The 16424-nt window shown below is 53.4% G+C and carries 12 protein-coding genes and 1 tRNA gene; 2 read left to right on the top strand and 11 right to left on the bottom strand.

The genetic code is table 11. The annotated features are described in order from the left end of the window. The 10 genes from B9A24_RS09185 to B9A24_RS09140 all read right to left on the bottom strand — a co-directional run. Positions 1-1872: LTA synthase family protein (locus B9A24_RS09185; protein WP_159452003.1), on the bottom strand; the 1872-nt coding region annotated here is incomplete at its 3' end. A gap of 895 nt (positions 1873-2767) precedes the next feature. Next, positions 2768-3304 carry a class I SAM-dependent methyltransferase gene (locus B9A24_RS09180; RefSeq protein ID WP_143434862.1) on the bottom strand — a complete coding sequence of 179 codons (537 nt, stop codon included), beginning with the start codon at positions 3302-3304 and terminating at the stop codon, positions 2768-2770. A 615-nt stretch (positions 3305-3919) separates the two neighbouring features. Next, positions 3920-4007: transfer RNA gene (locus B9A24_RS09175), tRNA-Ser, on the bottom strand. A gap of 91 nt (positions 4008-4098) precedes the next feature. Beyond that, the gene (locus B9A24_RS09170) at positions 4099-5169 is read right to left on the bottom strand and encodes a type I asparaginase (RefSeq protein WP_234997148.1); all 1071 of its coding nucleotides are present in this window, start codon (positions 5167-5169) and stop codon (positions 4099-4101) included. 11 nt (positions 5170-5180) lie between these two features. Next, complete coding sequence (locus tag B9A24_RS09165) at positions 5181-5948, bottom strand: TatD family hydrolase (protein WP_084444869.1); 768 nt, start codon at positions 5946-5948, stop codon at positions 5181-5183. Positions 5949-6294: 346 nt separating this feature from the next. Next, positions 6295-7398: a glycosyltransferase gene (locus B9A24_RS09160; RefSeq protein ID WP_084444868.1), complete on the bottom strand. Its 1104-nt coding sequence runs from the start codon at positions 7396-7398 to the stop codon at positions 6295-6297. Between the two features lie 134 nt (positions 7399-7532). Then, positions 7533-8165 carry a polysaccharide deacetylase family protein gene (locus B9A24_RS09155; RefSeq protein WP_084444867.1) on the bottom strand — a complete coding sequence of 211 codons (633 nt, stop codon included), beginning with the start codon at positions 8163-8165 and terminating at the stop codon, positions 7533-7535. A gap of 277 nt (positions 8166-8442) precedes the next feature. Continuing rightward, complete coding sequence (locus tag B9A24_RS09150) at positions 8443-9597, bottom strand: glycosyltransferase family 4 protein (RefSeq protein WP_084444866.1); 1155 nt, start codon at positions 9595-9597, stop codon at positions 8443-8445. Positions 9598-9772: 175 nt separating this feature from the next. Beyond that, entirely contained in the window at positions 9773-10681 is a 909-nt protein-coding gene (locus B9A24_RS09145; RefSeq protein ID WP_084444865.1) for an FkbM family methyltransferase, read from the bottom strand. Positions 10682-10732: 51 nt separating this feature from the next. Continuing rightward, the gene (locus B9A24_RS09140) at positions 10733-12223 is read right to left on the bottom strand and encodes an oligosaccharide flippase family protein (RefSeq protein WP_159452002.1); all 1491 of its coding nucleotides are present in this window, start codon (positions 12221-12223) and stop codon (positions 10733-10735) included. Positions 12224-12413: 190 nt separating this feature from the next. Here B9A24_RS09140 and B9A24_RS09135 point away from each other — a divergent pair, with 190 nt between their 5' ends. Both B9A24_RS09135 and B9A24_RS09130 read left to right on the top strand, forming a co-directional pair. Beyond that, on the top strand, positions 12414-13529 hold the full coding sequence (locus B9A24_RS09135) for a GumC domain-containing protein (protein ID WP_084444863.1): 1116 nt from the start codon (positions 12414-12416) through the stop codon (positions 13527-13529). Between the two features lie 76 nt (positions 13530-13605). Continuing rightward, complete coding sequence (locus tag B9A24_RS09130) at positions 13606-15081, top strand: O-antigen ligase family protein (RefSeq protein WP_084444862.1); 1476 nt, start codon at positions 13606-13608, stop codon at positions 15079-15081. A 59-nt stretch (positions 15082-15140) separates the two neighbouring features. Here B9A24_RS09130 and B9A24_RS09125 read toward each other — a convergent pair whose 3' ends face one another. After that, positions 15141-16379 (bottom strand): PP2C family protein-serine/threonine phosphatase, encoded by a 1239-nt coding sequence (locus B9A24_RS09125; protein ID WP_084444861.1) that lies wholly within the window; start codon positions 16377-16379, stop codon positions 15141-15143. Between the last annotated feature and the right edge of the window lie 45 nt (positions 16380-16424).

Genomic DNA, 16424 nt, shown 5'->3' with positions numbered 1-16424 from the left:
AGACTGCAAGAGATCCTTGTTTTCTTTATTTAATTTATTGTTGAGAAACGCGCGATTATATTGAACCCATTGACCAATTCGCCGATAGCTTAGTTTTACTAACTCCGGGTTTTGGTCAGCTAAATCAGTGGTTTCATTTGGGTCCTGCTTTACATCGTAGACACTAGTCTTATTAGAATAAGCATTGAGAATTACTTTGTGTGATGTGGTACGATATCCAAAAAAATAATCTGTCCAGGTTGAAAACAACCAAACAATGTTTTTCCGATAGGGATCGAAGAGGCTAGTTCCTTGCCAACCCTGTGGCGTCTTGAAACCGAGTATATCCATCACCGTGGCTGCTACATCGACATGGCCTCCTATAGTTGATTTTTTCTGACCACTGAATAATAGGGGATTAATAAGAATTAACGGAACCTTTACGTTTTCATCGTAAATATTTGAGCCATGTCCATACTGCCCATGGCGGCCGAAAGCCTCTCCATGGTCGCCTACAACAATAACTAAAGTCGATTCATACAAGCCTTTGCGTTTCAAATTAGCAAGCAAGTTACCAAGTGCCGCGTCACTTTGGTGAAGCGCATTTAAATATCTATTCAGCGCGGGGTCTTTCACGTTAAAATCTTTTTCTGGGCCAAAAACGAAATAGGGCCAATGCGTTTGAATGGTCCACAGCATTGCAAAAAAGGGGGCGTCTTGGCGCGCATCTAAGGCCCACTCTGAAAATGCAGTTACCATACATCTTTCATCCTTGCCTTCCCCTACACCCTCTGCGCTAGAAACAAATGACTTAGTTGAACAGGGTATTTGCCGGTGATCAACAACTTTGTCAAAACTGCGAAAAGACAAGTACTCGTCTACCCGCATATATTGGTTGTCAGAGGCTTGAAAGAAAGCCGTCCTATAGTTCCTTTGCTTCAACTCCGAACTTAACGTGGGTAATTTTATATTAGGTTGTTCCAGTATTACCGTTTTATAAGACATTAATGGATAAACTGAACCCAATAGGGAGAAAAGGGAATTTGTAGAGTTGGGATTGTGAGCATAGAAATCCGTGAAAATCAAGGACTCAGGCAAATAGCTCTGCAAATTCGGAGTTGCATTGTACTCACTACCATATCCCGCCACGTATTCTGCCGACACTGATTCTAAAACATACAGGATTATGTTCTTTATTTTTGGATTTCTGGGTATTGCAGGTAAATTTAACTTAACAGAGGTATCCGGATTAACAAAGTTATTTTTATATTCTACCGAATCAAATTCAGTAAATAGTCTACCTTCGCTGTTAAAAGATTGGAAAAATGAATTTGAAAAAAATATTATCGGGTTGTATGTTTTAACATAATCGTCATAATGATTTTTCTTTGAGTAAATAACTAACTGATGAAATTTGACAAGATATACCAAAAAGCATAATGCTGATATGAGTATTATTTTAGATGTAATGTTAAATATTTCACCCATTTGAGCCACTTTATATAGCATTATACCTCCACCTAATACTAGGAGTATTACAAAGGCTACTTTACATAAAATAATCAATGAGAAATTCTCTGCTATGGCCACCCAGACATATTCGCTATCCATTATATCCGAATAGTATAGCATCTGGTAATTTATGGGGCTGTTTAATATCTTTACAGCATATGAGTTAACTAAAACCCAGATTACGCTTACAACTATGCAAAGCAGAAAGCAGAAATAAATACCTTTTTTTATTTTACGGTTTTTATCTGCTAATTCTGATAAGACTGAAAATAATACACCTAATGCAAGCGCATAAACTATATCGTAGTAGCTGACCGTGAGTAGCCTTATAAGATTATTATGAACTTCAGAAAGAGGAGGCAGAAAAAGCAAATTAAACATCCGCGCTCTAGTAAGAATCAGAAACACAATAAAGCTTATTGTAAGACAATAAATTTTTCTTACCATAAATACATGCTTACTTTAGAAAGTTTTCTTGATTATTATTTTGAAAACGATGTTTACTCTATTGATAAGCTCCCGAATAATGTCATAAGGCTATAATCTCTCAAACTATTGCGAAGGAATATTGATAATAAAAATCATAAATTTGTTATTTTACTATAATCACAATAAGCATACAAATAATTTAAATTGCACTAAATTAAGTTAGTTAAAAAGACAAGAAAATATTAGTAGCTTCTAGTTATAGAGGCTCGCGGCGTTTGTATTGTTCAGATGTACGAATGGTTATTTAGCTTGGCTATTACAATGTGCATTGATAGGCTTGCAGGCTTTAATTCGAATGTTATTTTTAAAGATAAGGGCTTTACCGATCTATCTCTATTTATTTTTAGACTTTCTTTTGCTAAGCCAAACGGTTTGTTCCTGCCTGATCACAACCAATTTTTGTAACCTTAGTAAGTTAAGAAGTCTGCATTTAGACGCTTCGGGTAGACGAAGTAGAGCAATAACGCAAACCACAGTAATTACTCATTCATCTATAGGTCTACATGAGAGCGCTGTTTATCACAATTTTATCCGTTCGGCAAACGCTTTATTATCAGTTCATACGCTACCCGACTTGGGCTGTTTGGGATGGAGCAATGAGGCCTGGTAGTTGCTTCAAATACAAGCAAGGCGTTACGCAATGAAAAACCAGTAGCTCACAAGCCTGTGCTGCTCACTTCATGCGGGTACCCAAACAGTACTCTAAGTAAGACCAAAATGCTTCTACCAGAATACATTTGGAAGTTTAGTTATTCAGTCTCTGCTGCATAATCCCTATAACGGAAGCCTATTTAACGGCCTCAAAAATCTTTAATGGTGGCACATTCAGTACGCAAATTTCAGTTTCAACTTTATCAAAATCACAGTCTAGATGATCTTTTAAAAACCGATCAATTTGAAAGAAGGTCTGATAGCCCAAAAACATACCACCTTCTTTCAGACATCTGTATGAGTTACGAACAATTAACTCGCGCAAGGGTCTTGGAAGAAAAGAAAACGGAATACCTGACACGATATAATCTGCTTGTTGCTCGTTACAATACAGCAAGAGTTGCTCAACATTTTCAGCGCTTTCATGAAAGATAAATAGCCTCGGATCTTGGAAGGTTTCCTGCATTATGTGCGCGAAGTCTTCATTCCGCTCGATGAGAATTAATATGGAATCTGGCGTTGAATGAGCAAGGAGATATCTAGTAAAGACGCCCGTACCTGGCCCGTATTCCACAATAACATTCCTTTTGTTAAAATTAATCTTTCTGCATATTTTCTCAATTGCAAAACCAGATGTAGGTGTGAAGGATGCCACGTGTTTGTCGCGAAGCATGTTCTTTAGGTAGATGAGAGTATCCAAAATGCTATTATTCTGTTTTTGCAGTGGCAATATATAATGTTTCTATAGCACGATGTTGAACTAGATGAAAAGAGTAGCCGAAGTCTCCAACTTACTTTTCTCTTGTCAGGTTTCTGGGAACTGTCGATTAACATAAAAATGGTTCTCAGACCTATCATTATCATTTTAAGGTGCCATTTTCTTTAGATGGGTATAACTTCAATATGACGAGGTAATCTAATAACATCTGGAAGAGCATTTTATATCAGTGCTACCTTCCGAGATTTCTACATTAGATCAACTCGTTTACCAACTCACCCCAGAAGAGATAGGTTTAGTAGAAGGGCGCTAATGCGTCTGACGATTTGTTGATTTCACGTTCAGACTATTACAAAAGATAAAAGGGCCACCGCGTTGAATAACGTGGTGGCCCTTTTATCTTAGGAAGGATATGGCAACTACTTATCCGGAGGGTAAAACAAAGATAAGTAGCTACTGCAATGTTGAGGCTCTTTTGTCCCATGACTAATGGAAACTACAAGTTTGACCCATAAACTGTCCCATGAATAAAGCAAAAGCCCCGTTCCTAACTAAAAACGGGGCTTTTTGTAGAGAGGATGGGATTCGAACCCACGATGACCTTTTGAGCCATACACACTTTCCAGGCGTGCTCCTTCGACCACTCGGACACCTCTCTGGATGGGAAAGCGGTGGCAAAGTAACGCCCCTTTTTCCGCAAACGCAAACAAGCCTACGCGGCGCTTTGCTTGGCAGTGGCTGCCAGCCACCTACACGGGCGTGATTTCGCCGCGCAGGTTGCTGGTGAGCAGACGAATCGTCTCTGGGGGGCTTTTTTTCTGCCCCAGCACAAACATGAGCTTAGTAATAGCGGCTTCGGTGGTGATGTCGTCGCCGCCGAGCACGCCGCGGGCCAGCAAGGAGGCGCTGGTTTCGTAGCGGCCCTGCTCTACGCGGCCCTCTTCGCACTGACTCACATTTAAGACATGGATGCCGCGGGCCTGGGCAGTTTCGAGGCAGCGCAGAAACCAGGGCTGGGTAGGCGCATTGCCCGAGCCGTAGGTTTCGAGGATGCAGCCGCGCAGACCTTCTACGCCCAGAATGGCGCCTACCACCTTTTCGGTGATGCCGGGAAACAGCTTGAGAATGGCCACGCTCTCGTCGAGGTGGGTATGGATGTGCAGGGGAGCCGTGGGCAGGGGACGAATGATGGCATCGTTGAAGTCGAGATGGATGCCGGCTTTGACCAGGGGGGGCAAATTTTCGCTTTTGAAGGCCGCGAAATGCTGACTCTCCACCTTTTTGGCCCGCGTGCCGCGCAGCAGTAAGGTATTGAAGAACAGACTGACTTCGGGCACGCGGGCCGAGCCGTCGGGGTGGCGGGCGGCGGCAATGTCGAGGGCGGTGATGAAGTTGCGGCGCGCGTCGGTGCGGATGCGGCCTACGGGCACCTGCGCGCCGGTAAACACCACAGGCTTGGCCAGATTTTCCAGCAAATAGCTCAACGCTGAAGCTGAGTAGGCCATAGTATCGGTGCCGTGCAGCACCACAAAGCCGTCGTACTGCTCGTACAGGTCGCCGATGATAGTGGCCATCAGCGCCCAGTCGGCCACGGTCACGTTAGACGAGTCGATGGGATGCGGCAGGCTCAGCACCGACACGCGCATGCGCAGATGGCGCAGCTCGGGCATGAGCTTACTGACCTGACGGAAGCGCATCGGAGCCAGCTCGCCCCGCTTGTTGTAGGCCATGCCCACCGTACCGCCCGTGTACAGCACCAGAATAGAGGCGCTAACCTGGCCGTCGTGGGCCGCGGTCTGAATATCAACAATAGGAAACAAGGCGGAAGGGGCTATAAATTGAACAGGGCCTGCGCGTTACGCGTGGTAGCGGCGGCCACTTCTTCCACGTCTTTTTGCAGCAATTCGGCTACGCGCCGGGCTATCAGGGGCAGATAGCCGGGCTCGTTGCGTTTGCCGCGGTGCGGTACGGGGGCGAGGTAAGGACAGTCGGTTTCGAGCAGCAAATGCTCTAACGCCATTTCGGGCAAGACCTTGTCGGAGCCGCCATTTTTAAATGTTGCTACCCCGCCGATACCCAGCTTAAAGCCCAGCTTAATAACGCGCTCGGCCTCTTCCTTGGTGCCCGAAAAACAGTGAAAAATACCCCCCAGGCTACCATCCTGGGCTTCTTCGATAAGGTCGGCGGTTTCGGTGAAAGCTTCGCGGGTGTGGAGCACGAGGGGCAGCTTAAACTTTTTGGCTAGTCCGATTTGTACGCGCAACGCTTCCTGCTGCTGGGCAAAAAAGGTTTTGTCCCAATGCAAATCGAGGCCGCACTCCCCTACCGCCGCAAACGGACGCTTCCCCAGCCAATCTTCTACCTGGTAGAGCTCTTTCTCGAAGTGCTTACTCACTGAGCACGGGTGCAGGCCCATCATGGCGAAGCACTGCCGCGGGAAACGGGCCTCGGTTTCGAGCATTACATCGACGCTGGTGTGGTCGATGTTGGGCATGACGATGGTGGTGACGCCGGCTTCAAAGGCGCGGTGCAGGGTAGCGTCGCGGTCGGTTTTGAACTGCTCAGAGTAAATATGCGCGTGCGAATCGGTCAGGTGCATGGGTGGAAAGCGGGTGGTGAGGCAAATGTACGGCGCGACTGTTCAACGTGGGCCTCACCCCCCGGCCCCCTCTCCTGCGGGAGAGGGGGAGCCTGACGTTCGGCCTGCGCGGCCGCGTCGGCTGCCTCCTCCGCAACCGCTACCGCTTTTTCGACATGAATTGAAGGTGGATTTGATAATATAAAAAGCCCCCCAAACAAGTCTGGGGACTTTTTGTGTATGAATAATAGGCTGGCAGCCGTTCTGGAGGCGCAAGCCGACAGGGCGGCGTAGAACAAGTCGGCAGGCTCCCCCTTTGCCGCCTAATACGCGGAATCCTTGGAGAGGGGGCCGGGGGGTGAAGCCCTTACGAATACGTACGACCTTTCCAGTCAAATTTGCCCCCCAGCAGCCGAAACCCGATCAAGCTCACCGTGAGCCAGACGGTATAAAGCTCGAAAGCAGGCAGCAGCTCTACGGGCGCGCGCAACCCCACGCGCCGAAAGACGATGGTAGCTAACGCTCCCTGAGCCAGCATTTTACCCCCCAGCACAACCAGCGCCGGACCGGGCCCAGCTACCCACGCCAGAGCAAGCACGCCCAGGTAAAAGTTACCGTAAATGAGCAAGCCCAGCTTCAGACCCCAGGGCAATGCCTCGACGCCGCGCAGCCAGCGGCGGCGCTGGTGGAGCAAGCCTAAAGGCGTGGCGATGGGCAGGGAAAGAGCCAGCACTTCCGGTCGGAACACATTGCCGAAGCCAAAGCCGCGCTGCACGGTAGCCTTGAACAGCTCGAAATCTTCGGTTACCGAGAAAGGCAGCGCTTCATAGCCACCAGTGGCCTCATAGGCTTCGCGGGTAACGAGCATGTTGTTGCCCATGGCCGTCACGGGCTTGCCTAAGTCTGATACTACCTGCACCAGACTCAAGGAAAGTAGCCAGTCCAGGCCCTGAAGCCGATCGAAAAGCCGGGGGCCTCGCACGATGGTGAGACCCGTGACCGTGCCGATACCCGGCCGGGCGTAGGTCAGCATGCCCCGCAGCCAGGTGCGGGGCACGGCAATATCGGCATCGGTAATAAAGAAAAAGTCGGTGGTAGCGGCGCGGGCGAGGTGGGCCAGCACATTGGCTTTGCCGCGGGCCGCCCCCAAGGGTTCATGGATAGAAATACAGCGAAAAAGCCCCCCATAGCCCTGCATTATTTCTTCGGCGCGGGCGCGGGTCTGGTCGGTAGAGGCATCATCGCCGAGCATTACTTCCACTAACTCAGCGGGGTAGTCCAGCGCCCGAATAGCGCTCAGGCAGCGCCCAATAGCGGCTTCTTCATTGCGGGCGGCAATCAGAATACTGACCCGCGGCAACGGCTCCGCTAAGAGTGCAGGCACCGTTCCCCTTCGCAGCGCAAACAGCAGGGCAGAAACCAGCATCACCCCAAACCAAATCCCAAAATAACCTGTGAGCAGCGCCAGCATGAAGTGGTGAGATGGTGAGGGGTGAAATAGTGAGGGGTGAAGTGGTGAGTTTGATATTCTGGCTGCAGTCTGTAACGCAGTATGCGCCTTAGGAACGTCAAACACACTACTTCACCCCTCACTATCTCACTACTTTAAAGAGTGGCGAAGGTAAAGCCCTGCTCCGCGAAATGCGTCAGGTAGCGCGGCAGCACGTAGCGCAAGTTGCGGCTGGCCTTTTGGCTATCGTGAAACACGACAATATCACCGGGGCGAGTAGCCGCAATGGCTTGACGCAGACAGCGCTCAGCCGGCAGGTTTTGGTTGTAGTCCTGGGTCAGCACCGACCACATAATGAGGCGGTACTGCGGGCGCAGTTGACGCAGTAGCGGCCAGGTAAGCCGACCATAGGGAGGGCGCAACAACGGTGGCGTTTCAGCCTCCAGCAAGCCCAGCTTCGTCAGTGTTTCCTGGCACCGGGCTACGTCGTGCAGATAGGTGGTGCGGGGGTGGGCCCAGGCGCTCAAATGGTGCTGGGTATGGTTGGCGAGGCGGTGCCCTTCGGTTAAGGCGCGTTGGGCAATACCGGGGTAGCGCTGAACATTATCGCCCACGCAGAAAAAAGTGGCGTGGGCTTGGTAGTCAGCTAGTTGATCCAGCACCCACGGTGTCTCTTCGGGAATTGGTCCGTCGTCGAAAGTCAGGTACAGGCTGCGCTCCGCCGACGGGTGCTGCCATTCGCAACCGGGAAATAATGAGTGTAGAAGTGCAGGCGGGCGAGTGAGCATGTAGTTTTATTAGTTGTTGTGGGGCCTTACCCCCGGCCCCGGTTCGCTTTAAGCGCGAAGTCCCAAAAAGAGGGGGAGCCAGCCGCTCAGCCTACGCCGCCCTGTCGGCTGGCGCCTCCAGAACGGCTACCTAGTTAAATACAAGTATGCTTTTCCATTTGTCCCTTAACGTGGTTGCGGAGGCGCAAGCCGACGTAGCCGCGTAGACCAATCGTCAGGCTCCCCCTCTTTTTGGGACTTCGCGCTTAAAGCGAACCGGGGCCGGGGGGTAAGGCCTCTAAGTAGCAAGTTTTGCTACCTCTTCTAAACAACTCCACAACTGCTCGGCACTGCGCTCCCAGGAAAAACGCTGTACATTTTCCAAGCCACGCGCTATCAAGCGCTGCCGCAGCTCAGGGTTAGTGTCGAGCTGCTCCAGGGCTTCGGAGATGTCAGCCACGTCGAAGGGATTAACCAGTAAAGCGCCTCCCGGGCCGGCTACTTCCGGCATGGAGCTAACGTTTGATGTAATAACGGGGCAGCCGCTGGCCTGAGCTTCTACAATAGGAATTCCAAAGCCCTCGAAATAAGGCACGTAGGCGCAGCCACGGGCGGCGGCATACAGCTGCACGAGTTCTGCGTCGCTGACGCGCCCGGTAAGCTGTACGGCCTCGCGGTGGCGCATCTGCTGGTATACCTCGAAAATGGGGCTGGCTTTCCAGGCCTGTCGCCCCGCAATGAGTAGCTGCGTAGCTGAGCCTGTTCGCGTTTTGAAAGCATCGAAAGCCCGCAGCAGATTAACCAGGTTTTTGCGCGGCTGCAAGGCGCCAACAAACAAAATATAAGGCTGATTCTGGCTAAACTTTGCTCGGGTGGCGGCTTGCTCAATTGCGGTCTGGGGGGCAAAATTGCCCCCCGGCGCATTATATATCACCCTGATGCGGTCGGCGGCGAGGCCGTAGGTTCGCATCAGATCCTGCTTGGTTGCCTCCGATACGGCTACCACCCGCGCCGAGGCCCACACGAAGCGAGGCATAAAGAAGTGGTAGTAGCGGCGCACCAGCCAGCCGACATCCTGCGGAAAATGCTCGAAAGCCAGATCGTGCACTACGGTTACGCGAGGCACGCTGGTAGCCAGCGTGGTGAAGCCATCGGTGCTCAGAAATACGGCTGGCTTGTGGCGACGGAGCCACGCGGCCACGGCCCCTTCAAACCAAGCCACGAACAGCAGCGGATGGCGGGCAGGCGGCGCCAGCACATGCGGGACTACGTTGGCGGCAAACACATAGCGCGCGTCGTAGGGTCGGTCGAACAGGAAATGGAACGTGTACTCCGGATGCTGGTGCACCAGCCGACTCAGTGTTTCATAGGTGAACCGACCGATGCCCTCCAGCGCGCCACCCGGCAATAGAAAACGAGTATTGACGGCTATGTTAAGGGGACTGGGGGGCATTTTTGGGCTAATAAGCAAGAGAGGATAAAGTTTAGCGCGCCCGATTTCTAAAAACCACCAGAACAATGTAGAGACGCGTAATCGCGTCTAATCGTCGCGGTCGTTGTTTAGTAAGTGCGGTACCGTTCGTTCAACGATTAGACGCGAATACGCGTCTCTACAGCTTGAACGTTCGTTACTTGACAAACACAAAATTATCGGAGTCGATCTGCTCCGCTTGCAGATAGGCGTCGAGGTCAGCGCAGACGATAAGCTGCCCATCCGCACCGATGCGGTGCGACTGATAACCTAACTCGCGAAGCAAGGCCGCGGCTTGTTGATGCCCGGTATTATGACGCTTGGGCTCCAGATACTCCAGCACCACGGCCGGCGCGGCGCGTTCCAGCAGCTTAGCCGCCCCCCTAATTACCTTTAGTTCTGCTCCTTCCACGTCTATTTTCAGCACAGCGGGCACCGGGCTGGGAGAAGCAAAAAACGCATCGAGCGTTACGGCGGGCACGGTGATTTTGGTCGGCTTGAACTCCTTAAACCATTTCTCATCCTCAAACTGAGTTACGTCCAGCGAGTTAAACTCATTGTATAGAATAGGAAACTCGTAGAAGGAAATGGTTTCCTGCTGGTCAGAAACTGCGCAGTGGTGCGCCTGCACAACGGCGGAAGCAGCTACATTCTGGGCCAGCACGGCGTGAGTCGTGGCCGACGCCTCGAAGGCAACCACCTGCCCCTTTGGGCCAACTAACCGAGCTGCCAGCAGCGAGAAATACCCAAAGTGCGCGCCTACGTCGGCGAATACGTCGCCGGGCTGAAGGCGCTGAATCAGGAAGCGAGCCAGCCGAATCTCCGAGTCGTGGGACTTGCCGCCGGTGAGGTAGATGTCGGTGCCCGCCGGCAACACCACCATCATGGGCGTTCCGAAGAAGGTGGCTGCTTGCTTCATCACGCCCTTTTTGGTGGCGCGGTAGCGCAATAGCCGAAAGCCAATGGCATATAAGTAGCGGCCCGGCGCCCGGAGCAGACGCAGCAGCTTGGAGGCCGTAGCCAGCTGCTCTACGCGCTCAAGTTGGTGCAGCAAATCGGTATTCATAGGAACAAATCAAATACAATAGAACAAGTAGCTGGAAGCGAAGCGGCGATTTCAGGGGGCGTTGGGGGGCATTTTTGCGCCGGCTCCGGGCCGCAGAAACGACTTTAACTCGGCCAACGGTACTAGGCCCAGCGCCACGCTGAGCACACCAAAGCCCAGGGTTGCCAACAAACTCTCCAGCAGCCAGTGCAGCGCCAGCGTTTGCTGCAAGCCATACCAACCCGCGCACAGCAGTAAAAAGCCCCCCAGCAGCTTGCCCAGCAGCCGCCACGGCACGGCTACCCCCGCCCGATGCTGCACCAGCCACACGTAGCCGCCCGACACCAGTACGGCGCAGCCGAGCGTGTTCAGGGCCGCGGCTACGGCTCCAAAGCGGGGCAGCAGCACCAGGTTCAAGCCTACATTGAGCGCCAGGCTAAGGGCTACCAGCCAACTTACCGTTTTCACGTAGTGCGTACTATTGAGCAGCGAGCTGTAGATGGCAAAGAAACCATGCACGAGCACATTCAGAAATAATATCTTCAGACACAAGGTCATGCGGGCCAGCTCGGCGGGGGTGCTGTGGGTAAACTGCCAGAACAGCACTTCGCCCCGAAACAGCACGAAGGCGCAGGCCAGCAGTAGCGGCAGCGTAACAATGCGCTGCCCAAACCAAAGCAAGTCGCGCTGCTCCGACCGGCTGTGTACAGCGGCGGCGAAGCGGGCGAAAAACAAGGGCATGATGGTCCAGACGTACATCATCACGGCATCGACCCAGCGGTAGGCTCCGGCATAGTAGCTGGCCTCGGCCGGCGACGCCAGCCGTTCCAGCATCACCATATCTACCCGCTCGTTGGCACCGTAGAGCAGCGTAATCAGGGCGAAGGGCAGCGTTTCGCGCAGCACCATGCGCGCGTGGCCCCAGTGCCAACGGTAGCGCACCCGCCCAAACAGGCGCACCATGAGCCCGTAAAGCAAAACTGCGGCAAAAGCGGCGGCGGCGAAGCGCATCCAGACATAATCTGACAAGGATAACCCGCCGGGCAATAACACCAGCACTAACCCCAGCAGCAACACTTTTTCCAGCACCGACAACAGGGCATCGGTATTGAAGCGCTGGTTCGCCTGCAGCGTACCCCGCAAAAACTGCCCGTACTGCGTCAGCAGCAAGGCCGCGCCAATAATAGCCAGTAACGAAAGCTGCTCGCCCTGGTAGCCGACCACCCAACCCAAAACCAGCAAAGCGCCCAGCGCCAGAAAGTTGAGCGAGGCGCGCAGGGGCAGGATGGTAGGAAAATAGGTGGCCAGATACGCCGGCTCGGCCGCCACCCGCTTCACCGTGTAGTGCGTCAGGCCCACATCGGAGAAGGTAGCCAGAATAATGGTGAGCGACGAGAGCGCCGTGAACGTGCCAAACGCTACGTGCCCAAGCTGGTTCTGCACCAGGTTTTCGACGAATACCCACCCCGGCTTTACCAGCAGGTTGAGCAAGACGGCAAAGCTGATGTTTCCGAGAAATCGTTTGATGCAGGTAGGGCTGAGTAAGGCAACAAAACTACGCAAAGGTAGCCCGGCACTCCAAGGTTCGCCCAAGGCCGAACTACGATGAAGTACTAAATGGGGAGGCTAAGCGGTTATGGCCGCAATTGTGCTGGGGAGCGAACTAACTCTGAGGCAATTCGAGTAGCTTTGCCCCGTTTTGGCCCCTGCCGCAAGTCGCGGGCGGGGGCTGATTTGCCCTCCAACGTACTTTATGTCATCCCGTTCTTATTCGCTTCTGGGCTTGTGGCCCGTCATACATCGGTGGCGCAATCTGGTTCTGACCGCCGTTCTCCTGGCCCTGGTAGTAAGTGCCGTCGTCGCCTGGCTGCTGCCCAACATCTACCGCTCCACCGCGATTTTTTATCCTACCAACCCGGAAACCACTGACCCCGACCGCATTGTAAAGGAAGGCGGACGCCTACAGCTGGGCGGCCGGGCCGAAGACCTGGACCGAATTATCACCATTGGACAGTCGCAGCCGGTAGCGCAGCTGATTGTCAAGCGCTTTAACCTATACGAGCGCTACGACGTGGGCCAGCCCGGCACCGAAAAGGCCGATCAAGCCGTGCTGGATGAGTATAACAACAACCTGACGATCGTACACAATGACCGCGACGCCATCGAGCTGACGTTTCAGGACAAGGATAAGATACAGGCAGCGAATATTGCGAATGCGCTGGTCCAGATCATCGACTCGACCAACCAGCGGCTAACCCTGGAAAACCGGGGCAGCATCATTACCCTTTACCAAAACCAAACGCAGTTTCTGGAGAAGCAATACGCGCAAGTGCGCGATAGCCTCCAACAGGCCCGCCGGCGCTACGGCATTTTTGGCAGCCTGAGTACGGCGAACGAAACGGGCTACGAATCGCGCTACCTGGCCAAGGAGCTGGCCGAGACCGAAACGGAGCTCCGGCGCGCCGAGGGCGAATTAGCGGCCGGGGGCGGCTCGGTGGCGCGGGTAGCCGGCTTGCGTAGGGCCGTGCGCGGCCTCACCGAAACGGCGGGGGGCAATGTCATCAATCTGGAAAGCTACGTGGCAGGGGCCGATCTGGTCACGACGCTCTATGCCCGTTTCGAAGACATTCAAAGGCGACTTATTACGGCCAGAGCAACGTATGAAGACGCTCGCCTGGCTATCAGTGGCAAGATTTCGTCTATTTATATCGTTCAGAAAGCTTACCCTGCTATTCGCAAAGCCAAGCCCGTGCGCTCCCTCATCGTCATCTCCTCGGTGCTGATCACCTTCGTGCTGTCCGTTATTTTTATCACGCTGCTGGAGCTTTATCGAGGAAATTTGAATTTAGGCGGGATAGGGAAGCCTTAAACGCGTGCTGCTGGTACTGTCGTGAGCGTTACGTCTGCGGGAGGCATTCTATGCGCTTTTCGTTTCAAGCTAAGTTATGGGGGGCAAATCTTCTTATCCGACCACCGATACGGCCGTTGCCAACGCCGACCGCCGCTTATTTCTGGCGTTCGTAGCTAGTATGCTGATTGCCGGCGTCTGCGCGCTAGTTTCGGATACGCCGCTATGGCTGGCGCTGCCCCTGGCTGCCCTAGGCCTCGCGGTGCTGGCAGTCGACTGGCGCTGGGTGTATTATGTGCTGCTGTTCACGCTGGCCTTCTCGATGGAGATTCCGTTGCCCGGCGGGCTGAGTATGGACGTGCCTTCCGAGCCCCTGATGCTGGTGCTGCTGGCCTGCTTCGGCGTGAACATGCTGCTGGGCCGCAGCACAGTAGAAAGCCGGTTCTGGGTCCACCCGTTGGTCATTATCATGGGGCAGGCGCTGATTTGGGCCGCCGTCATCACGCTGTTCTCGGTCGATACTACCAAGTCTATCAAGTACTTGCTGGCCAAGACTTGGTATATCGTGCCGTTTGTGTTCGTGACGCTGGCCATCGTGCGCCGGCCCGCCGATGTGTGGCGGGTGGCGGCGTGCCACGTTGCCGGGGCGTGCCTCACGTTTCTCTACACCTTTGCCCGGCATGCGGGTCATGGGTTCTCCTTCGATGGCATAAACCCCGCGCTTCTCCCCTTTTATAAGAACCACGTTGCCTACGCGGCGACGCTGTCCATGCTGATTCCCTACGCGCTGTACGCCAGCCGGCAGCCTGATCTGGGCCTGATCTGGCGCTGGCTGTGGCGGGCCGCGTTTGGTATGCTACTATTAGGTGTGCTGCTTTCCTACACCAGAGCCTCAATGGCTTCGCTGCCGCTGGCGGTTGGCTTTTACTTCGTTATTCGCTGGCGGCTGACGCGGTTGGCACTCGCCGCTGCCGCCCTGGCGGCAGCGGCGAGTGCCTTTTATTTTGTCAGCCAGAATAACTACATGCTCTATGCGCCTGACTACGAGAAAACCGTATTCTACGGCGACAACTTCGGCAAACACCTGGAAGCTACCTATAATCTGGAAGACCTTTCGGGTATGGAGCGGGTGTACCGATGGGTAGCGGCGGCCCGCATGATCAGCGACCGTCCCATTACGGGCAGCGGCCCCAACACCTTCTACCCCGAATACAAGCGCTACACGGTATCTAGCTTCCGGACCTATGTGAGCCGCAACCCCGAGCAATCGACTACCCACAACTACTTCCTGCTCATGCTGGCCGAGCAGGGCATTCCCGGGTTTCTACTGTTTGCTATTCTGGTGGCTACTGCCCTCATCATGGTGGAGCGCCTCTACCATCGCAGCCACTCGGCTGAAAATAGACGCGTGGTGCTGGCCGCCGGCTTATCGCTCTTTATCATCATCACTCATCTGCTACTCAATGAGCTGGTGGAAGTCGACAAAGTAGGGTCCTTCTTTTACATCGCTCTTGCCCTACTGATGCGAGCGGAAGGCTGGATTAAAGATGAGCGTGTAGCGCTTACCAAATAAGATACTCCATAAAAAAGCCTCCCGAAAAATTCTGAGGGGCTTTTTTATGAAATACCGATCTACTTAAACCGGCAGCTCAGAATCGTGACATCGTCGGCGAAGGAGTTGCCGTTTTCGTTGAACGCTTCGATTTCCTTGAGCACTTCCTGGTGCAGCACCTTCAGCGGCAGATAGCGGGCATTACCCAGGAATGCTATTACCCCCTCTTCTCCGTATTCCTCACCGGCCGTATTGAATACTTCCGTCAGGCCATCGGTGTAGGTGAGCAGCAGAGAACGGGGCGGCACCGTGAGCGACTGCACATGCAGAAAAGGCAGGTCCTCGAAGATACCCAGCATGGTCGTGCCCTCCGACAATAGTTGGTGCGGACCGGAATCGGGCAGCAGAATAGCTGCATTGTGGCCGGCGCTCACGTATTGGAGCTCGCGGGTAGAACGGTTGTAAATGCCGAAGAAGGCCGTGATGAACTTCTCCGACACGGCATTCCGATAAATCAGATTGTTCAGCTCCGATACGACCGTGGAGAGGTCGGCCTGCTGGCGCAGCAGCGTACGCAGCCCCGCCTGAAAATTCGACATCAGCAACGAAGCCGGCACGCCCTTGCCCGATACATCGGCGACGCAGAACAGAAACCGGTTCGCATCGATGTTTACTACATCGTAATAATCGCCCCCGATGGCCGTGTGGGGCACGTAGCTGGCGCTTACCGCCACGCCCACATCATTGGGGAGCTGGCGGGGGAAGAGCATGGTTTGCACTTCCTGCGCAATCTCAATTTCCTTGCGCATGGCCGCCGACTCGATGCGCTGCCGGGCTAAGCGCCGGTTTTGAATGGCGCCTATCAGGATGTTGCTGAGCGTTTCCAGAAACTTGGTGGCCTCATCACTGACATAATCGGCCTGCACGTTGCCGATGAGCACGTAGGCGAGCACCTCCCCGTTGTTTACGACCGGAATCACCGTTTCCAGGTTTTGCCACTCCGCTCTTAAGTTCAGGGCAGGCACCGGGCATGGGGTATTGGTGCAGTTATTACTGATGGCCTCGGGGAGCGGAATACGCCGAAAATCCGACAGATCGGACCCAAACGATACCATGCAGGCCCACTCTCCTTCTTCCTTCACATAGAGTACCAGCCGCCGAATGTTGAGTTGTCCGAGCAGGGTAAACTGAAAGATTTTATAGAGCGCGTCTTCCGTGGGGTCGTGATTGATGGCCTGAGTTATTTCCAGCAGCGCATTCAGTTCCCGTTCTCGTAAGAAGAGCTTTTTTTCCGGCGACATGGCCTGCGGAGTAGGCATGAGATTAGTGGTTGTCAGTTGGTAATGGCGCGTAGTGGGCAGCAG

The organism is Hymenobacter roseosalivarius DSM 11622, from assembly GCF_900176135.1.
In the GTDB taxonomy this organism is placed as follows: domain Bacteria; phylum Bacteroidota; class Bacteroidia; order Cytophagales; family Hymenobacteraceae; genus Hymenobacter; species Hymenobacter roseosalivarius.
Note: the sequence above shows the minus strand (reverse complement) of the source record. Positions and strands in the feature narration are given on the sequence as shown.

Excerpts from the sequence above, each read along its gene's own strand:
- B9A24_RS09180 (WP_143434862.1), bottom strand. The coding sequence starts at position 3,304 with ATGCTTCGCGACAAACACGTGGCATCCTTCACACCTACATCTGGTTTT.
- B9A24_RS09125 (WP_084444861.1), bottom strand. The coding sequence starts at position 16,379 with ATGCCTACTCCGCAGGCCATGTCGCCGGAAAAAAAGCTCTTCTTACGA.
- B9A24_RS09160 (WP_084444868.1), bottom strand. The coding sequence starts at position 7,398 with ATGCTGGCGCTGCTCACAGGTTATTTTGGGATTTGGTTTGGGGTGATG.
- B9A24_RS09135 (WP_084444863.1), top strand. The coding sequence starts at position 12,414 with ATGTCATCCCGTTCTTATTCGCTTCTGGGCTTGTGGCCCGTCATACAT.
- B9A24_RS09155 (WP_084444867.1), bottom strand. The coding sequence starts at position 8,165 with ATGCTCACTCGCCCGCCTGCACTTCTACACTCATTATTTCCCGGTTGC.
- B9A24_RS09130 (WP_084444862.1), top strand. The coding sequence starts at position 13,606 with ATGGGGGGCAAATCTTCTTATCCGACCACCGATACGGCCGTTGCCAAC.
- B9A24_RS09145 (WP_084444865.1), bottom strand. The coding sequence starts at position 10,681 with ATGAATACCGATTTGCTGCACCAACTTGAGCGCGTAGAGCAGCTGGCT.
- B9A24_RS09165 (WP_084444869.1), bottom strand. The coding sequence starts at position 5,948 with ATGCACCTGACCGATTCGCACGCGCATATTTACTCTGAGCAGTTCAAA.
- B9A24_RS09150 (WP_084444866.1), bottom strand. The coding sequence starts at position 9,597 with ATGCCCCCCAGTCCCCTTAACATAGCCGTCAATACTCGTTTTCTATTG.